The sequence below is a fragment of the Nitrospina sp. P1_D6 genome, from assembly GCF_052156615.1.
Classification (GTDB): domain Bacteria; phylum Nitrospinota; class Nitrospinia; order Nitrospinales; family Nitrospinaceae; genus Nitrospina.
This window is the reverse complement of record NZ_JBQKUN010000004.1, coordinates 147,972-166,338: the sequence shown is the minus strand read 5'-3', so window position 1 is coordinate 166,338 and position 18,367 is coordinate 147,972. Positions and strand designations below refer to the sequence as shown.

17 protein-coding genes are annotated in these 18,367 nt (G+C 57.3%); 9 read left to right on the top strand and 8 right to left on the bottom strand.

Going from position 1 to position 18,367, the window contains the following annotated elements:
* The 6 genes from pyrH to ACTRXA_RS08775 all read right to left on the bottom strand — a co-directional run bounded on the left by pyrH (position 1) and on the right by ACTRXA_RS08775 (position 6,652).
* Positions 1 to 738 (bottom strand): UMP kinase, encoded by a 738-nt coding sequence (pyrH, locus tag ACTRXA_RS08800; RefSeq protein WP_442426834.1) that lies wholly within the window; start codon positions 736 to 738, stop codon positions 1 to 3.
* A complete protein-coding gene (gene tsf, locus ACTRXA_RS08795) occupies positions 735 to 1,328 on the bottom strand; it encodes a translation elongation factor Ts (RefSeq protein WP_442426833.1) in 594 nt (197 codons plus the stop codon). Before tsf ends, pyrH begins: the two co-directional genes overlap by 4 nt.
* 196 nt (positions 1,329 to 1,524) lie before the next feature.
* Positions 1,525 to 2,367, bottom strand: a complete 843-nt coding sequence (gene rpsB / locus ACTRXA_RS08790) for a 30S ribosomal protein S2 (RefSeq protein WP_442426832.1) — start codon at positions 2,365 to 2,367, stop codon at positions 1,525 to 1,527.
* A 1,028-nt stretch (positions 2,368 to 3,395) separates the two neighbouring features.
* Positions 3,396 to 4,490 carry a 6-phosphofructokinase gene (locus tag ACTRXA_RS08785; RefSeq protein ID WP_442426831.1) on the bottom strand — a complete coding sequence of 365 codons (1,095 nt, stop codon included), beginning with the start codon at positions 4,488 to 4,490 and terminating at the stop codon, positions 3,396 to 3,398.
* A gap of 76 nt (positions 4,491 to 4,566) precedes the next feature.
* On the bottom strand, positions 4,567 to 5,898 hold the full coding sequence (gene rimO / locus ACTRXA_RS08780) for a 30S ribosomal protein S12 methylthiotransferase RimO (protein WP_442426830.1): 1,332 nt from the start codon (positions 5,896 to 5,898) through the stop codon (positions 4,567 to 4,569).
* Between the two features lie 91 nt (positions 5,899 to 5,989).
* A complete protein-coding gene (locus ACTRXA_RS08775; protein ID WP_442426829.1) occupies positions 5,990 to 6,652 on the bottom strand; it encodes an MlaC/ttg2D family ABC transporter substrate-binding protein in 663 nt (220 codons plus the stop codon).
* A 176-nt stretch (positions 6,653 to 6,828) separates the two neighbouring features.
* Between ACTRXA_RS08775 and ACTRXA_RS08770 the strand changes: the two genes are divergently transcribed.
* On the top strand, positions 6,829 to 7,560 hold the full coding sequence (locus tag ACTRXA_RS08770) for a tetratricopeptide repeat protein (protein ID WP_442426828.1): 732 nt from the start codon (positions 6,829 to 6,831) through the stop codon (positions 7,558 to 7,560).
* An 8-nt stretch (positions 7,561 to 7,568) separates the two neighbouring features.
* On the top strand, positions 7,569 to 9,281 hold the full coding sequence (recN, locus tag ACTRXA_RS08765) for a DNA repair protein RecN (protein WP_442426827.1): 1,713 nt from the start codon (positions 7,569 to 7,571) through the stop codon (positions 9,279 to 9,281).
* A gap of 75 nt (positions 9,282 to 9,356) precedes the next feature.
* Here the strand turns inward: recN and ACTRXA_RS08760 are convergent, their stop codons facing one another.
* Complete coding sequence (locus tag ACTRXA_RS08760; protein ID WP_442426826.1) at positions 9,357 to 10,076, bottom strand: tetratricopeptide repeat protein; 720 nt, start codon at positions 10,074 to 10,076, stop codon at positions 9,357 to 9,359.
* Between the two features lie 462 nt (positions 10,077 to 10,538).
* Between ACTRXA_RS08760 and ACTRXA_RS08755 the strand changes: the two genes are divergently transcribed.
* Positions 10,539 to 13,241 (top strand): ATP-binding protein, encoded by a 2,703-nt coding sequence (locus ACTRXA_RS08755; protein ID WP_442426825.1) that lies wholly within the window; start codon positions 10,539 to 10,541, stop codon positions 13,239 to 13,241.
* 138 nt (positions 13,242 to 13,379) lie between these two features.
* Here ACTRXA_RS08755 and ACTRXA_RS08750 read toward each other — a convergent pair whose 3' ends face one another.
* Complete coding sequence (locus ACTRXA_RS08750) at positions 13,380 to 14,327, bottom strand: MerR family transcriptional regulator (protein ID WP_442426824.1); 948 nt, start codon at positions 14,325 to 14,327, stop codon at positions 13,380 to 13,382.
* A 317-nt stretch (positions 14,328 to 14,644) separates the two neighbouring features.
* Between ACTRXA_RS08750 and ACTRXA_RS08745 the strand changes: the two genes are divergently transcribed.
* The 6 genes from ACTRXA_RS08745 (at position 14,645) to ACTRXA_RS08720 (ending at position 18,284) form a co-directional block, all read left to right on the top strand.
* On the top strand, positions 14,645 to 15,721 hold the full coding sequence (locus tag ACTRXA_RS08745) for an SUMF1/EgtB/PvdO family nonheme iron enzyme (protein WP_442426823.1): 1,077 nt from the start codon (positions 14,645 to 14,647) through the stop codon (positions 15,719 to 15,721).
* A 127-nt stretch (positions 15,722 to 15,848) separates the two neighbouring features.
* Positions 15,849 to 16,265: a hypothetical protein gene (locus tag ACTRXA_RS08740; protein ID WP_442426822.1), complete on the top strand. Its 417-nt coding sequence runs from the start codon at positions 15,849 to 15,851 to the stop codon at positions 16,263 to 16,265.
* Positions 16,262 to 17,125 (top strand): formylglycine-generating enzyme family protein, encoded by an 864-nt coding sequence (locus ACTRXA_RS08735; protein WP_442426821.1) that lies wholly within the window; start codon positions 16,262 to 16,264, stop codon positions 17,123 to 17,125. The genes ACTRXA_RS08740 and ACTRXA_RS08735 overlap by 4 nt, the downstream gene beginning before the upstream one ends.
* Positions 17,122 to 17,505 carry a hypothetical protein gene (locus ACTRXA_RS08730; RefSeq protein WP_442426820.1) on the top strand — a complete coding sequence of 128 codons (384 nt, stop codon included), beginning with the start codon at positions 17,122 to 17,124 and terminating at the stop codon, positions 17,503 to 17,505. The genes ACTRXA_RS08735 and ACTRXA_RS08730 overlap by 4 nt, the downstream gene beginning before the upstream one ends.
* A gap of 67 nt (positions 17,506 to 17,572) precedes the next feature.
* Complete coding sequence (locus tag ACTRXA_RS08725) at positions 17,573 to 18,010, top strand: hypothetical protein (protein WP_442426819.1); 438 nt, start codon at positions 17,573 to 17,575, stop codon at positions 18,008 to 18,010.
* On the top strand, positions 18,003 to 18,284 hold the full coding sequence (locus ACTRXA_RS08720; protein ID WP_442426818.1) for a sensor histidine kinase: 282 nt from the start codon (positions 18,003 to 18,005) through the stop codon (positions 18,282 to 18,284). The genes ACTRXA_RS08725 and ACTRXA_RS08720 overlap by 8 nt, the downstream gene beginning before the upstream one ends.
* Positions 18,285 to 18,367 lie beyond the last annotated feature (83 nt).

Genomic DNA, 18,367 nt, shown 5'->3' with positions numbered 1-18,367 from the left:
TCAGCTTGCCCCCACCCGGGTTCCAATGGATTCGCCCATGATCGCGCGCTTGATGGCGTCCGGATTGCTGACATTGAAAATGACCATGGGCAGTTTGTTGTCCATACACAGGCTGACCGATGTGGAGTCCATCACCTTCAGCCCCTTTTTCAAAACTTCGAGGTACGTCAACTCTTCGAACTTGACCGCGGTGGTGTCGAGCATCGGGTCGGCGGAATACACGCCGTCCACTTTCGTCGCTTTGAAAATGACTTCGGCCTCGATCTCGATGGCGCGCAGGCTGGCGGCGGTGTCCGTGGTGAAGTAGGGATTGCCGGTGCCTGCGGCGAAGATGACGATGCGGTCTTTTTCGAGATGACGGATGGCGCGGCGGCGGACGTAGGGTTCCGCCACCTGGCGGATGTCCAGTGCCGTCAGCACGCGGGTCGGCACGTCCATCTGTTCCAGCGCGCTTTGCAGGGCCATGGCGTTGATCACCGTAGCCAGCATGCCCATGTAGTCGGCGGTGACGCGCTCCATCCCCAGATTGCTGGCGGTGGCGCCACGCAGGATGTTGCCGCCGCCGATGACGATGGCGATCTGCACGCCGAGTTTCCGGGCTTCGGCGATTTCCTCAGCGATGCCCTGAAGGGCTTTCTGATCGATGCCGAAGCCGCCCACCTCGGCCAGGCTTTCTCCGCCCAGTTTCAGCAGGATGCGTTTGAAACGTGCTTTCGCCGGTTCCGTGTCGTCGCTCATTTAGAGATTTCCATGCGGGAAAACCCACCCACGGTGATGTTTTCCCCCAGCGTGGCGATCTTCTGCTTGATCAGCTCCTGAACGCTGATGGACGTGTCTTTCACAAAGGGCTGGTCGAGCAGGCAGTTTTCCTCGAAAAACTTGCTCATCTTGCCGTCCACGATTTTCTCGACCACGTTCTCCGGCTTGCCGGATTCGCGTGCCTGATGGGCGAAGATCTCGCGTTCCTTGTCCAGCACGTCCTGCGTGACGTCCTCGCGGGAGGTGAAGCGCGGCTTGGCGGCGGCGATATGCATGGCGATGTCCTTCAGCAGAGCCTGGTACTCGTCGTTTTTGGCGACGAAGTCGGTCTCACAGTTCAACTCCACCAGCACGCCGATCTTGGCGCCGGGATGGATATAGGAGCCGATGGCGCCGTCGCCCGTGGTGCGGTCGCCTTTCTTGTCCGCTTTTGCCATGCCCTTCTTGCGCAGAAAGGTGATGGCTTCTTCGATGTCACCGCTGGTTTCCTTGAGCGCGTTGCGGCATTCCAGAATCCCCGCGCCGGATTTTTCGCGCAGGGTTTTGACCATGTCTGCTGTCACTTCCATTGTGATTGCCTCTCTTGTTGACTGGATCGATTGAGTCCGGGTTTTTGATGTGTGCACGATCCGGGTCCGGGCGCGGACGGGCCACCTTCCCGTGGCTGGCTTTCAGCCGGGGTGTGCGCCGGCCGGACCGGTCGTTGAATTTCGTTTTCTCTGGTTGACCTCAGGCAGGCCGGAAGGACCCCGAGGCCGGGTCGGTTCAAGCGGGAACGGATTTTTCCGCCTTCGGCTTGGCGTCCGCCTTGGACTTGGAATCGGCGGCCTCTTCCTTCTTCTTGTCGGAATCGGAGCCCGATTTGGAATCGCCCTTCTGGGCGTTTGCCTCCGCCTCTTCCTTCTTGTCCTTCTGTTTCGCCTTGTGCATCTCGTGACCGTCGATGGCGATGTCCGCCAGCCGCTTGGTGAACAGGCTGATCGACCGGATGGCGTCGTCGTTGCCCGGGATCAGGTAGTCGATGCCGTCCGGGTCGCAGTTGGTGTCCACGATCGCCACCACGGGGATGCCCAGCTTGTTGGCCTCGGCCAGTGCAATGCGCTCCTTGCGTGTGTCCACGATGAACACCGCATCCGGCAGGTCCTTCATGGTCTTGATGCCCTGCAGGAATTTATTTAGCTTTTCGATTTCCTTGCGCCGTTGCTGGGCTTCTTTTTTATGAAGCAGGGCGAACTTGCCTTCTTCTTCCATGCGTTCCAGTTCCAGCAGGCGGTCGATGCTCTTGCGAATGGTCTGGAAATTGGTCAGCGTGCCGCCCAGCCAGCGCTGGTTGATGTAGAACATGTTGGCGCGTGCGGCTTCCTCGGCAATCAACTCTTTGGCCTGCGTCTTGGTGGCGACGAAAAGAATTTTCTTGCCCTGCTGGGTCAGGTTCTCCACAAACTTTTCCGCCTCGCGGAATTTGTGGATGGTCTTCTGCAGGTCTATAATATGAATGCCGTTTCGGGCACTGAAAATATAGTCTCTCATTTTGGGATTCCAGCGGGTGGTCTGATGCCCGAAGTGAACCCCGGCTTCCAATAGTTCTTTGACTGCGATGTCTGCCATGAAACAAAACTCCTGAGTGCGAATGGTTGAGCCTCCGTCTCCTTCTTCCCGTACCAGGAACCCGTCGAGGTTTGTTCTGCCTGCCGCCGTAAAATGCGGCCGCGACTGCGAATCCACAAGGCTTCGCCGCCGCCATGTTCGGGCAGGACCCACCGGGTCACCCCTGGTCCAGTCCAGAGACGTGCGAGATAAATGATTACAAACAAACGGCTTGCGCCGTTATCAGGCCAGTAGAGGGCTTCCAGATAGAGTATCATACCCCCCTGACCAAGACAAGGCAAAAGAGCTTCTAAATGGCCCAGAAACAAGGCTCCGCTGCGGGGAGGCCACCGGGCATCCGGACCGGGTCCGTGCGCCGCAACGCGTCCCTCTAGGCCAGCGCCTGGTTTCCACTTGCAGGCGGAGGCGGGTTCTTTTTAAGAGCGTCCCGGCACGAAGCGGGGGATTTCGATGTCTGTCTTCGGGGGAAGTGGGGGAGGCGGGAATCGCAGGGTGTTTGGAAAGGAGCCTCGTTTTTTCGTCTCCTTTTGATTTTCAAAAACAAAAAAGCCGGAAGAGGTGGACCAGGACGCCACCTCCCCGGCTTTCACTACGCCGTTTAAGCGATTACTTGCCTTTGGACGGTTTCGGTTTTGCCGATTTGCGCTGTTCCGGCTGGCCGGTCTGCTGTTTCGGGTTTTTTTCCATCTGCGGTTTGTTGCTGCGAATGGTCTTGGACATGGGTCTCATTCTCCAGAAAAAATAAAGTTGCCTGTACAGGCGTTTTTAAATTTCTTGACGGAGAGTCCAATTTGGGTTGCCCGCATCCTGGTCATGCCTTTTAGCGTTCCCATTTTGTCTCGATCAAGCAAAGAAAAGGAACACCAAAAAACCATAGGCGTCGTGGCCTACGTACTTTTGGATAACGCCCCAAAAACCGGGAGGTTATACAAAAAATATAAGATTGTCCGCAGAGGAAAGCAAAGTAATTTTTAAAATATTTTTGACCTTTTTTGCCGGGCGGAATCCGGAGGTTTTTGGGGCCCCATTCAACGCCCCAGGCAGATGCCCACCGACTCGGCGGTGCGGATGAGCTGAGAGTCGAGCGGCACCTGCCGGGTGCGTCCGGCCAGGTCCTTGAGCGGCACCAGGTTCAAATCCGGGGTGCGGAGCGCCACCATGGTGCCGAAACGTCCCTTCAACGCGGAATGCAGGGCGAAACTGCCCAGCTGGGTGCCTAAAACGCGGTCGAAGGCGATGGGGGTGCCGCCGCGCTGGATATGTCCCAGTACCGTGCACCGCACTTCCAGGTCGATGTCCCGTCCCAGCCGGCCGGCGAGGTGGTTGCCGATGCCCCCCAACTGCGGCACGCCCTGCAGGCGGGTGGTGGCGGCTTCCTGGGTGATCGGACGGCAGTCCCTCTCCATCGCCCCCTCGGCCACGACCACCAGGCTGAACGGTGCCTGCATGGCCTGGCGTTCCCGTATCTTCGCCGTCACCAGGTTGAAGTCGAACGGGATTTCCGGGACCAGGATCACGTGTGCGCCGCCGGCAATCCCCGATTCCAGCGCGATCCACCCGGCGCTCCGTCCCATGACTTCCAGGATCATCACCCGGTCGTGACTGCGCCCGGTGGTTTGCAGGCGGTCGATGGCGTCGGTCGCCACCTGCACCGCGGTGTGAAAACCGAAGCTGTAGTCGGTGCCCTCGAGGTCGTTGTCGATGGTCTTGGGCACGGCGATGACGGGCAGGCCCAGCTCGCTCAGTTTGTAGGCGATCTGCAGCGAGCCGTCGCCGCCGATCACGAACAGGCAGTCGAGTTTGAGGTCGCGGAAGGTTTTTACGGCGCGAGAAGAATAATCGTGGGTGGTGATACTGCCGTCTTTATGGAGTTCCTTGAAGGCGAAAGGATCGCCCTTGTTGGAGGTGCCGAGGATGGTGCCGCCCTGCGGCAGGATGTCCCGCACGCTGCGGAGCGTCAGCTCCTGGGAATGATTGAAGACCAGCCCCTCGAACCCTTTTTCGATGCCGATGACGCTCAGGTTGTGGTTGCGGATGGCGGACAGGGTGAGGGCGCGGATGACGGCGTTCAGGCCGGAACAGTCACCGCCGCCGGTCAGTATGCCGATCCGCTGTATAGGCATGTCCACCTCCTGGGTGCCGGGTCTCCGGTTGAGCCGGTATGTCTTTTAAGGAACGGATCGGGCCGACCCGCAGGGATCAATCGGTACCGTTGTCCACCGTGGCGACGAGGTCGTAGTCGAGCGATCCCGTGATGCGCATGGGGACGATGTCGCCGGGCTCCACCGGGCTGTTTTCGATGATCACCTGGCCGTCGATGTCCGGTCCCTGAATGGGCAGGCGGCCCATCAAAAGCATGCCGTCGTCATCGAGTCCCTCCACCAGCACCGGGTGCACCTGTCCCACGCGGGCGGCGTTGTTGCGCACGGCGATATCGTGCTGCGCCGCCATCAGGCGGTCGCGGCGTTCCTCACCGAGAGCGGGATCGACCTTGTCGGCGTAGTCGTACGCCGTGGTGCCGGGTTCGTCGGAGTAGGCGAACACGCCCAGGTGATCGAACTCCATCTCGCGCACGAAGGCTTCCATGTGTTCGAAGTGTTCTTGCGTCTCGCCGGGAAAACCGGTGATGAACGTGGTGCGGAGCGCCACGCCGGGGATGCGTTCGCGCAGTTTCTTCAGCATGGCTCGCACGCCGGCTTCGCGTTCCTGCCGCTTCATGCGTTGCAGCATGAAGTCGTGCGTGTGTTGCAGGGGCACGTCGATGTACTTGACCACCTTGTCGAGCCGCGCCACGGCGTCGATCAACGCGTCGTTGACCACCGTCGGGTAACAGTAGAACAGGCGAATCCACTCGATACCCTGAATGTCCGATAGTTTTTCGAGCAGTTCAACCAGACCGTTCTTCATACGCAGGTCGTAACCGTAAAGCGTGGTGTCCTGCGACACCAGGTTGATTTCCTTCACGCCCTGTTCGGCCAGCGCCTGCGCTTCTTCGAGGATCGAATCGATGGGGCGGCTCTTGATGGGTCCGCGCAGTTGAGGGATGATGCAGAACGAGCACTGGTTGGAGCAACCCTCCGCGATTTTGATGTACGCGGAGTAAAACGGCGTGGTGACGACGCGGTGGTTGTACGCTTCGAAATACTGCGCCGGTTCGTGGATGAGGTTGCGCTGGCCGCCGTTGTTGCGGATCAGGTTCTTGAGCAGGGGGTATTGTTTTGTGCCGAGCAGGTGATCGATCTCCGGGATTTCTTTCAACAGTTCATCCGGGTGGCGTTCGGCCAGGCAACCGGTGACGATGAGACGTTCACACTTTCCGCCGTTTTGTTTGTGCCGCGCCATCTCGAGAATGGTGTTCACCGATTCTTCCACCGCCGATTGCAGGAAGCCGCAGGTGTTGACGATGAGCACGTCCGCCTCAGCGGAGTTGTCCGTCAGTTCGTAGCCGTTCTGTTTGAGGTCGCCCAGCAGGCCTTCGGTGTCCACCAGGTTCTTGGGACAGCCCAGGCTGACCATGCCGATTTTTTTCATGCGGATTGACTGAGTTTTAAGGAGTAATAAGGTTCCGCCATCATACCGCAGGGCGGGGGCGCGGGCCTAATTTTTCTGGTGAAAGGGAGGATCATCCCCCGCCGCGGGCGGTGTCCAGCCGCTCCTGCATGCGGGCCATCAGGCCGGCGAAGTCTTCCTTCTTCAAGATCTGGTAGAACTGCGTCCTCAGGTTGTTGCGCATGCTGACGCCGTCGAGGATGACGTCCACCACGCGCCAGCAGCTGGTGGATTCCAGCAGGTCGAAGTCGATGCGGATCTCGCCTTCCTCCTTATGGTGCACCAAAACCGGCACCGTGGCGGCATTGCCGTCTTTCGAGTTGCCTTTGTATTCGATCCTGAGTTCGCGGAAAAACTTCGCCGAGTTGGGAAAGGCCACGTAGCGGAACAATTCGCCCAGAAGCCGGGTGAACTGCTTGCGTTCTTCCGGTGAGCGCCGTTTCCAGTGTTTGCCGAGGGTTTGTTTGCTCACCTCCGCCACGTCCAGATAGGACAGCGCCCGGTCCATGTTGTGACGGTTGGCCTTTGCTTCCTCCGGCGACAGGGACTCCACTTCCTTCACCTGCTGGATGGTGACAAGCAGGTTCTTCACCGCTTCCTGCGGCGACTCCGCCCATGCCGGGACGGCGGAGAACAAGGCTGTCAACAGGCACAACCCCAGCGCCATTTTAAATAGCGGGGAACGGATTGGTTGCCTGCGGGATTTGCAGTTGTGGTAAATTGTGGGAAATTTCAAAGCGTGCGTAAGTCCTGCCATACAGTTTGCGACGTAATGCTGCCGATTATATCGTAAACGCCCTTTCCACGTGGGAATGAAAAATTAAAGATTGAATATTTCCTAATAGTCCATCCCGGCAACTGGGCGGGCCCGTATCCTCGTTAATAATGACATCCATCCCATTCCAAAAATTTTTGCGAAGCGCGGTTCTGGTCTGCGCGTTTGTTTCGGTTCCGCTCGTAGCCCATTCCTCCATCGTGGAAGCCGCGCCGTGCACCCTGTACCAGGGCGAGGCGGGATGGGATGCGGTGCAGCGCGCAAAAATTAAACTGGTGAAACACTTTCAGTACCAGCCGCTGACCCACCGTGACTTCTGCCAGCTCGCGCACCTCGATTACAAGCTGGCGCAGTGGGAGCCGCAGGTGAAGGCCGAGCACCTGAAGCGGTGCCTGGATAACGTGGACAAGGCCATCGATCACAACCCGCAGGCGGGCATCGCCTACTTCCTGCGCGGCCTGTGTTTGGGACGACAGGGGCAGATGCAGGGACTGTGGGCCAGCCTGAACATCATCGATCCCGTCCGCACCAACATGGAACGCGCGCGGCAGTTGGCCCCGGATATCGACGGCGGCGGACCCGACCGCGCGCTCGGCCGCATGCTTTACGAATTGCCTTTCTTTTTGGGCGGCGATCTGGAAAAATCCATAAAGCATCTGGAAACCGCCGTCCAGCTGGGACCGGACAACTGGGAAAACCATTACTACCTCGCTCAGTCGTATCTGGCCAACCGCCGGTACCGCGAGGCACAGCGCGAACTTCAGGATGCCCTCCGGTTGGCCGGGACCGTGAACGAGGAACCCCAGATGGAGGACCACCGCCGGCACATCCGCGAACTGTTGCGCGACGTCGAGCGCCGTTTGGACTGATCCCTTCCATGTTGCAGGAACTGAGAATCACCAACTTCGCCATCATCGACAACCTGAGGGTGGCGTTCGGCCCGGGTCTCAACATCCTCACCGGCGAAACCGGCGCCGGCAAATCCATCATCATCGACGCCCTGAACCTGATCCTGGGCGGACGCGCCGACACCGACAGCATCCGCTCCTCGGAATCCTCCGCCACGGTGGAAGCCGTGCTGGCGGTGGACGACCCGGCGACGCTCGACACCATCCGCGAACTCGGCATCGAGGTCGAGGACAACGAAGTCCTCATCAAACGCCTCATCACCCTCGAAGGCAAAAACCGCGCCTACCTCAACAACAGCCCGCTCACCGTCTCCGCTCTGGCCACGGTCGGCCAGCGGCTGGTGGACATCCACGGCCAGCACGATCATCAATCGCTCCTGCACGCCGAGCACCACGTGGGCCTGCTCGACCGCTACGGCAAGCTCGGCAAGGAAAAGGCCGCGTACCAGGAAGCGTGGAGTGCATACCGCAAGAAGGTCGAGCAACTCAACCACCTGCTCAATCACCAGAGCGACCGATTGCAACGACAGGATCTGCTGCAGTTCCAGGTGAAGGAAATCGACGACGCGGCGTTGACGGTAGGCGAAGACGAAGAACTGCGCGCCGAGAAACACAAACTCAATCACGCCGAAAAACTGAATGCGGCCCTCGAACAGGTGCTGGCCATGCTGAGCGATTCCGATGGCTCCGTTTTGGATCTGCTGGGACGCATCGACCGCGAGCTGGGCAAACTGCCGGAAATCGACCCGGTTTTGGAGCCGCAGGCGGTGCGTGCGGGCAACGCTTATATCGAGGCCCAGGAGCTGGAGGCGGAACTGCGCGATTACGTGAAGCGCATCGACTTCAGTCCGTCGCGGCTGGAGGAGATCGAGGACCGGCTGGCGGAGATCAACGGTCTCAAACGCAAGTACGGCAATGACATCGCCGTCATCTTGGAGCACCGCCAAAAAATCGGCGAAGAGCTGGAGTCGCTGTCGCTGGGCGAAGAAGCGGTCGACGGGTTGAAACAGGAAATCGCCGAACACCAGAAACAGGTCGCGAAACTCGCGGTGGACCTGGCGAAGAAACGCGAGCAGGCGGCGGACACGTTGCAGAAGGCGGTGGAGAAGGAACTGAAAGACCTCAGCATGAAGCACGTGCGGTTGGGCGTGCGCTTCGATTACGAACCTGACCCGGAAGGGTTCACCACGTACAACAAAAAGGCCGTGAAGGCGCACGCCGACGGCATCGGTTCCGTCGAGTTTCTGTTCTCGCCCAACCTGGGCGAAGCGTTGAAGCCGCTGGCGCGCATCGCGTCGGGAGGTGAATTGTCGCGCGTGATGCTGGCGTTGAAATCGATTCTGAACGAGCAGGACGACATCCCCATCCTCGTATTCGACGAGGTGGATGCGGGCATCGGCGGCAAGGTGGCGGAGAAGGTGGGCGTGAAGCTCAAGAAAATCGCCGCCACCAAGCAGGTGTTCTGCATCACCCACCTGCCGCAGATCGCGGGCATGGCCACGGCCCATTTCCGCGTGCACAAAACCGTGGCGGGCAAACGCACGCGCTCGACCATCACCGAACTTTCCTACGATGAGCGGGTGGAGGAGATCGCGCGCATGTCCGGCGGCGAAACCATCACCGACGCCACCCTCCAGTACGCCCGCGAGATGATCCAGGCCACGCCTGAGAAAACGGGGTAATACCCGGTGGGCGGACGATGATCCGTGGGCCCGTTCCAAATACAAACTGTTCGCTCCCGGCCTGGCCGGGGTCCGCTATTTTTCGTGTTGGAGGGCCTGGATTTTCGGCTTGAGGTTTTCGACGCCGTCCTCGTCGCCGATTTCCTCGCACAGTGCGAGCGAGCGCCCATAGTAATCGAGCGCTTTGGCGTTGTTGCCTTCGGTCTCCCACGCCCAGCCCAGATTGTGGAGCAGGGCGGCGATGACCTCGCGGTTGTTCCCGCCGTGTTCGCTGTTGAAGGAAAGGGATTTTTCGAACTGGTGGATGGCCTCGCCGCTGCGCCCGGTTTCGGTGAGCGCGATGCCGAGGTTGCAGCGCAATTGTGCCGTTTCGGCCGTTTCTTCCGTGGAATGTTTCAAATGGAAGCCGAGCGATTTGAGGTAGGAGTCGGCGGCCTGGTTGAAATGCTTTTCCTCGAAGTACGAATGCGCCACCCCTTCCCAGAAGTTGCGTGCGAGATCCTCGTTGGTCGCATACAGGTCGCGGAAATGCACGCCCTGCGTTTCTTCCAGCTCGGCAAGCGGCCGTAAGAACTCCCGGTGCTCGTCCACGTCCACGCCCAGCACTTCCTCAAAAAACTTGCGGTCTTCCGCCGAAAACTGCGGCTCCGGTTTTCCCGGTTGCAGGGGAATCTCCCACGGCGGCTGTTCGCGGTCCGGGGGCGGCTCGTACTTGCGCGAGCGGAACACATAAATCGCCGCCCCGAATATGAGGATGCCGACGATGATGGAAAGGATGGTGTCGAGGTTGGTCATGATCGGTTTCCTGAGGCGTGTTGGCCCATCCTAACAAAAAGGGGCGGATTTGCGCCAGACTTTGAATGCAAAACATTCACCCCCTTTGGACGAAAGGAGTCTATCAGGATTCGGATATCTTTTGGCGATGTTTTTATGATTGTGGTTTTTGCATCCACCCGAAACTTTCGCATCGATAACTGTTTTAATTTTAAACGATCCCAAAGTTTCCCTGGTTTTCAGGCGACTTTATTCTGTCATGAACGCATTAAAGGGGGCCTGGCAAGAGTTGGTTGGGTTACCTTAATTATATTGGTTTTCTGGTCTTTAAAATAAAGTCTGAAGGGGAATCATTTTAACCCGGCCCGCCTGATCTCGGAAAAGTACAGCACTGGGGTTGCTTCACTCCACGCGAGCGCGGGTTGTTTTCAGCACTGTGGTGCCGCAAGTCAACCAGGCACCGCCCTCTGGGGGGAGGCGTGTATGAAACTGGGGCAAAAACTCATTCTGTTTATTTTTTTGATGGGTCTTGGCATCGGAGTGGTCGGGTATTTTCTGTTCAATCATTCCCAGGAGGCCTTCAAAGAGCAAATCGGCACCGAGTCGTACAACCTCACCCGCAATTCCATGGAGATCCTGGAGAAACTCCTGAGGATGCGTATTGAAGCGGTTCAGGAGCTGGCCAGCGACCGACAGATTCTGAAAGACATCGAGCAGTCCAACCGGTTTTTTCAAAAGATGGACAATCGCCAGACGTTCATCGAGGAAATCGATCGCGCCTGGGCCAGGTGGGAGCGGCATTCCTTCATCGACCAGGTGGTGGATAACGCCCTTTCCTACACCCTGTTTCTTAAAATCCGGTTCTTCTGGAAGAAAAACGGTCACCGGGTATTCAATGAGATGATGGCGGTCAACCGGTTTGGTACGGTTGTCGCCGCCTGGCCCAACCCAGGGGATTATTACCAAGCCGATGAGGAATGGTATAAAAACGGCCTGAATGCTGCCAAGGTCTGGCTTGATGAAGTGCATTTCGATCAAAGCACCCAGCGGGAGACCCTCCCTGTCATCGCCAAAATCCCCAATCTGGCCTACACCCTGGGTTACAAATCGGAAGGCCTGCTCAAGGCGGGGATCGATCTCGAGGAAATCCGGAAAAACCTCGACCATATCCAGCAGGATTCCCAGTACAAAAGTTTTCAATACTACCTGGTAGACGAAAGGGGCCACCTGATTTTAAGCGGCCTCAACAGTTCCGACGTCGCTTCGGATAACAACCAGGATAACCGGTTGTCTTTTGGAACGGACCTGTCGGAATGGGAACCGGTCAAGCGGGTGCTGGGCGGTGAGAAGGGGGGATACCTTTACGAAAACACCAGCCAGAAACGGGAACTGGTCGGTTATGTTCACTCCCTGGGTTACCTCGGGTTCGACGGCCTCGACTGGGCTCTTGTCCTGAAGCTCGATACCGAGGAAGTCCTGGCTCCGTTGTTCGAACTCAAGCAATTTTTGCACTGGATGTTCGGCAGCAGCGTGCTGGTGTTTCTGGTTCTCGGTGCGTTTTTTGTCCGATCCATCACCCGGCCGGTTTCCGACCTGATGCAACGAACGCGGGAACTGGGTGACGGCAACTGGAATGTGAAGGTTGCCATGGATACCCGGGACGAGATCGGTGAATTGTCCCGGTCCGTGCAGGACATGGCCGAGCGCATCCGCGATCATGCGGTCGAACTGGAGAACCGGGTGAGTGAGAGGACCCAGGAACTGAATGCGGCCAAGGAGAGCGCGGAACAGGCCAGCCGGGCCAAGAGCACCTTTATATCCAACATGAGCCACGAAATCCGCACCCCGCTGAACGCCATTCTGGGTTACGCCCAGATTCTGCGACGTGTCAAAACCCTGGACCAGGCGCAGATGGATAAAATGCAGGGCATTTACCGTTCCGGCAATCATCTGCTGGCCTTGCTTAACGACATCCTTGATATCTCCAAGATCGAAGCGGACAAACTGAGATTCGTCGAGCAGGATTTCAACCTGAGTGACTTGGTAATCGACCTGAAGCAAATCTTCCAGCTGCAGTGCAATGAGAAGGATCTGGAGCTGATTATCCAGGGCATTGATCTCGAAAAAAGGATTCTGGTGCGTGGCGATCAGGGCAGGCTGCGCCAGGTGTTGGTGAATCTGCTGGGCAATGCGGTCAAGTTCACGGACGAGGGCCAAATCGTGTTGCAGGTCCTGGCAATGCCAAACCAGCAATTTTATTTCGAAGTGGCGGATACGGGGCCCGGCATCCCGCCGGAAAAACAGGAAATGATTTTCGATCCCTTTGAGCAGGATGAATCCCTGTCGCGGGGCGGTACCGGGTTGGGACTGTCGATCAGCAAGCGTTTGATCGCGCTGATGAGCGGAGAACTGAAAATGGATTCCAGGCCGGGCGAAGGGTCGCGATTCTTCTTTACCATCACCCTGCCTCCTGCGGAGAGCTCCGTGCCCTACAAGGACCACCGTTTGAAATGGGTGACCCGCCTCGCCGACGGCTTCGATGTCAAGGCCCTGGTGGTGGACGACAACGAATCCAACATCGAGATCCTGGTGGACATGCTCCAACCTCTGGGCATCGACGCCCGGCCCGCGGACAGCGGCGCCGAGGCCCTGCGGCTGCTGGATATCTGGCAACCGGATATCGTTTTAATGGATTACCGCATGCCCAAGATGAACGGCGTGGAAGCTTCCCTGCAGATCCTGGAACGATTCGGCAAGGATACAATAAAAATCGTCATCGTCACCGCCTCCCCGTTTGCGGTGTTGAGCAAGATGTGCTTCGAAGGCGGCATCCACGGCGTGCTGAAAAAACCCGTGGAACGCGATGAACTGTTGGCGATGTTGAAGGAACAGTTGAATGTGGAATACATCTACGAAGACCCCACCCAGAAACAGGACGCCGAGCGAAGCCGGGAGAAAAGGATCGATCCCTTGACCCTCGGCATACCGGACACCCTGTTCGAGAAAATCAATCAGAGCGCCCGGTTGGGCATTCTTTCGCAGCTGGAGGTTCATCTGGATGAGTTGGAGCATTTGAATGCGGAGGCGGCCGTGTGGGCCCACAAGCTCAAGGAATACGCCCGCCATTTTGAAATCAAAAAAATCCGGGACGAGCTGAGTAAAGTGACCACGCCGAATGGTCCGTAACGATTTTTCCGGCCCCCCGGCCCCTTGCAGCCTTTCCGGCTTCTGGAAGCAAAAAACCCGCCCGCACTTGGCAATCGGTGCAGGCGGGTTTTTCTTTATTTGAGGTATTGAATGTTGGCAGGCGGGCTTTGCTGCTTTCTATTTGGATTTCTCCGTATCGGTTTTGATGGTGGGAGGGTGAAGAAACTGGGCGATGCGCTTCAGCCGGCTTTCCAGGTGATCCATGTCGTCAAGCACGTCAATGCCCACCTCCTCGAAACGGTGGCGCGAGGTTTTCATGGCCTGCCCCCCGGCCCACATGGGGCAGAGCGGCAGGACCTCTTCCTGGTATTGCCGTGCCAGGGATTTGGCCTCCCCATCACTCAACTGGTTGCTTGCAGACAGCAGGACGAGGTTGGGATGCACCAGCGTGCAGAAGGCGGCCAGTTCCTTCACCGGCAGCTGGGCGCCGAGGTAGTGCGGGTGACAGCCGTGTAGGGCGCACAGGTACGCCGCGGTCTGGGCACCCATTTCGTGAAGTTCCTCAGGCGGGCAGACGATCACGATCTTCGGCCCGTCCTCGCCGGTTCGAAGGTGATTGAGCACCGCCATGAACTTCTGGCGCACCTGCTGGGTGACAAAATGCTCCACGCCCACCCCCACGGTTCCGTCCGCCCACATGTCACCCACCCGGTGCTGTAATGGAATGAGGATTTTGAAGAACACTTCTTCGAAGGGAAGCAGGGCCACCGCTTCGTTGAAGCGGCGGTCGAACTGTTGACGCTGAAACGGGGCCAGGCTGGCAACCAGGTCGTCCAGAATGCGGTCATGGGCGGCACTGGACCGTTCCCGGTTCTTCTTCTGCGCCGCACGCATGCGGCGTAACAATTCCGGCCGACCCGCCGCCGCGAGCTCCCCGATGCTGTACCCCTGCCCGAGCTGCTCGTTGAGGTAGATCAGCAAATCCACGTCTTCCTGATCGTAAGCCCGGTAGCGGTTTTCCCCCCGTTTGGGCTCCAGGATACCAAACCGCTTTTCCCAAGAACGGATGACGTGCTTGGAAAGTCCCGTCAATTTAGCAACATGATCGATTCGAAAGCTGTTCATAACCATAAATATAATAGTAATTTCTAAAGTTTGTCAAATTTATTTTAAATTTATATTTGACAAACTTTAATTTTAAGCCTATCTTTAGACAAAGATTAGATAAAGCGTAGAAGTCAGAAAGTTCCGGGTAAAACCTTGAAAGCATTATAAGGATAAAGGTCGTGCTTAATTCATTAGGAAAAATACCTATAAAAGGTAGGAAAAATTCTAATAATAAGTGGTCCCGTACCCTGAAGGTAACTACATTGCTTATAGGCGTGATGCTTGCAAAGCGCTTTTCCATAAATAATCCCCAAACACATTCAAAGGAGGCGGCTATGAACGGAGAACGAACGCTCAAGTTGGGTTTGACATGCATGGCGGTGGCAGTGGCGGTCACGGGATTCGTCGGACTCGTGACTCCGGAAACATCCCGCGCTCAAGAGTCGATGCAGATTCCGACGGGTATGGTGATGGTTCCGGGCGGTCCGTTTGTAATGGGGGTGGACCGGGAGCCGCACTCCCCGAAGCCCAATATGTCCGCGGCGCAGAAATTGAAATACCGGGTTTCCCGTGAAGCGTTTCACGATGAAGGTCCGGCGCACCAGGTGCTCCTCGATCCTTACTATCTCGACAAGTATGAAGTGTCGAACCGCCAGTACGCCGATTTCCTGAAAGCCACCGGCCACCCGGCTCCGGCCTACTGGGATGACCACAAGCGGAACAAGCCGGACCAGCCGGTGAGCGGCGTGAACTGGCATGACGCAGACACTTTCTGCCGCTGGTCGAACAAGCGCCTGCCCACGGAAGCGGAGTGGGAAAACGCCGCCCGCGGGCCGGAAGGCTTCAAGTACCCCTGGGGCAACGATTTGGATGCCAGCAAAGCCAACTTCGGTCGCAAAAAAGAATTCACCGCCAATGTGGACCACTATCCGGAAGGCAAAAGCCCTTACGGTGCGTACAACATGGCGGGCAACGTGTTTGAGTGGGTCGCGGACTGGTACGACCCGCACTACTACAAAAGCAAAAATAACATGATGAATCCGAGTGGTCCGGTCGAAGCTGTCATGCTGGGTTCCACGGGCACCTATGTCGACCGCCTGACCACGGGTAAAAAGAAAGTCATCCGCGGTGGTTCCTGGTACGCCCCGGCGGAAAGCACCACCACCACGCACCGGTTCTGGAACGACCCGATGAACAACAGCTACGGCGTGGGACTCGGTTTCCGCTGTGCCCGGTCGGTGGAAACGGAAGGGGTGATGCAGGCTCGCACGTTCTATATGGAAGCGCTGATCCATATGGGTGCTGAGAAATACGGGGAGGCCATGCAATCCATCAGCAGGGCGATCAAGCTGGATCCGCAGAACGAGGAGTACCGGACCCTGGAAGGCATGATCAAAAAACAGGTCAATTGAGCATTCCGGATGAAGGATATACGGGTTCCAATCTCCCTCTTCGCAAACCCTCCCCTTCGTAAGTTCCCTTGCGGAGACGGGGGGTTGGAACATCCTTCAAACTTTAGTCAATCAGGGGGGCTGCGTCATGAAATACGAAATTAAAAATGAAACAGAGGCGACCCGCACCCGTGATTTCATCCTGCTGGTTTTCTGGATGATTCTGGGGATCACTTTAGTGGCAGTGGTGTCGTCCTCAGCAGAAACAACGCGCCAGAACCCGGTGGGCGCCGGCAATCCCTGGTCGAGCAAGCAAATCATTGAAGCCAGGAACGCGGTGGAGTTCGCCTGGGAGGTGTATCACCACGCGGCTTTGGGGGGGACTCTGGCCTCACCCACTGTCCAAACCCAACTGGAAAGCAAGCTGCACCAATGCCGTCAACTTCTGGCCGAAGCCTACACGGCGGCCGAAAACCGGGACTGGAACCAGGTCGATAAACTTCATACGCAAATATTAACCCTCAGCCACCACGTCGTGGAGGCCAGCCAGGAACCCAAACAATGAATCCGGTACGCAACAGACAAAAGGTGACGCCCGTGATTCAAAAATGGCGGGCGGTTTTGATCTGGGCAATGTGCCTGCTCGGAACGGACCTGTCGCCTGCCAATGCGGGGCAGGTGGAACCCAGCCGGGATCCGGTCAAAATGGTCTGGGTCGAGGAAGGAACGTTTTTGATGGGCAACGTCGATGGTTCAGGTCGCGACGACGAGCGGCCTCAGCGCGAGGTGTTCGTGGACGGTTTTTACATCGATTCGGTGGAAGTGACCAACACCCGTTACCTCGCTTATATAAAATCCACCCACCGCAAGGAACCGACCAATCCGTATGGAGACGGACCCCTTTCCGCTGAAAAGGGCATCGGTGATCGGCCCGTGGTGCAGATCACCTGGTACGACGCGGTGGACTATTGTCTCTGGGCGGGAAAGCGGTTGCCGACGGAAGCGGAGTGGGAAAAAGCGGCACGCGGAACCGATGGCCGCATGTTCCCCTGGGGCGGGGACCCGTGGTTGCAGAATGCCGCCAACTTCGCCCGCAACTGGGAGGATCGCAACACCCTGTGGCCGGTGGGATCTCAACCGCAAAACGTTTCTCCGTACGGCGTGCTGGACATGGCGGGCAACGTCCGCGAATGGGTGAGCGACTGGTATGCACCGGATTTCTACCGGTGGGGACCCGCCCGCAATCCAACGGGTCCGGAGCGCGGCATTCTTAAAGTCATTCGGGGCGGCTCCTGGCACAGCTTTGCGGCGGACATCCGCACGGCAGCGCGGGGCAAGGGCGGATTTGCGTTGAAGACCGACGGCATCGGTTTCCGTTGCGCACGGAGTATGAACGAAATGGAAATGAAGGAAGCCAGACCATGAAGATTTTATGCATCGGGCCAAACCAACAACAGGCAATGCTCCTTGAGCAATATCTGAAACTGGGTAGTTTCGGGAAACGGCTGAACTTTTATCACGCCAACACCATGAGGGAGGTGGTGGTTTCCATTTTGAATGAGCAATTCGACCTGATTGTGATCGACCCGGATTTTCCCAACCTGGGAGGCATGGGTCTGATCAAGGTTCTGGACGAAAACATATCAAACACCCCGATTGTGGCCATTCATCTGGATCCCAATAATTCATGCCGGAAGGAGTGCGCCATGGTGTGCCTGGAGTACGGCGCCCAGTGGCATTTCCACCGCGTCTCGGAACTGGAGCAGGTGATTGAATTGCTGAGCACAGCCGGACAAACGAATTGAAGCCTGTCTGAAATTGTGGGAAGGGGAGCCCATTGTGAAGATGAGGGTCGAAAACCAGGAATCCGGAATGAGCCGGGAACTGAATTCCACCTCCGGTGTGGAACGGGGCGTTGTGGCAATGAAAATTCTGATTCTGGATCAGAAGCAGGAATACGGAGCCTTGCTGGGGGACCTGCTGGAACTGTCCTGCGTCTCTGAGGATGTGCAAATATTTCACGCACACACGCTGGAGGAAGCGATTTTTTCCATCTCTTCCTTGAACATCTACTTCGTTGTGGTGCAACCGGAAGCTCCGCACACCCAGGAGATGCACCTCATCAAAGCCATAAAAAATCACAAACCGGCCATTCGTGTGCTGGCGGTTCACATGAGTGCGGACAATCCGTGCTTCCCCGGATGCCGGGCCCGCTGCCTGCTGGATGGCGCCACCTGGCATTTTGAATCGCCAAGGGAAGTAAATGAGGTAATACGGATCATCAAGTTTTGCGTTCACTTTAATGTTTGATAGTCAGGGATCACAGCAATCCGGACGGGTCCGGGAACTGGAAAACGTTTTTAATGAGGAGTGTAGCGAGAAAGGGCTGAGCTTTGGGGTGGAAGGGGTTCCCGAAGGTGCCCTGATTCCGGTTCATGGCGACAACGTCAAGCTGCGACAGGTGTTGACCAACCTTTTGGATAACGCCATCAAATTCACGGACAGGGGTGAAATCATCAATGGAAAAATAATCGATCTGCTAAAGAGAGTTGAGAATTCCGATCAGGCGATGAATCCGTCCTGAGTGAGAATCCGGTTTCCGTTGCGCACGGAGTGCGAACGAAAGAGAAATGAAAGAGGCAAAACAAGGCGGCATCCCTGGCTGGC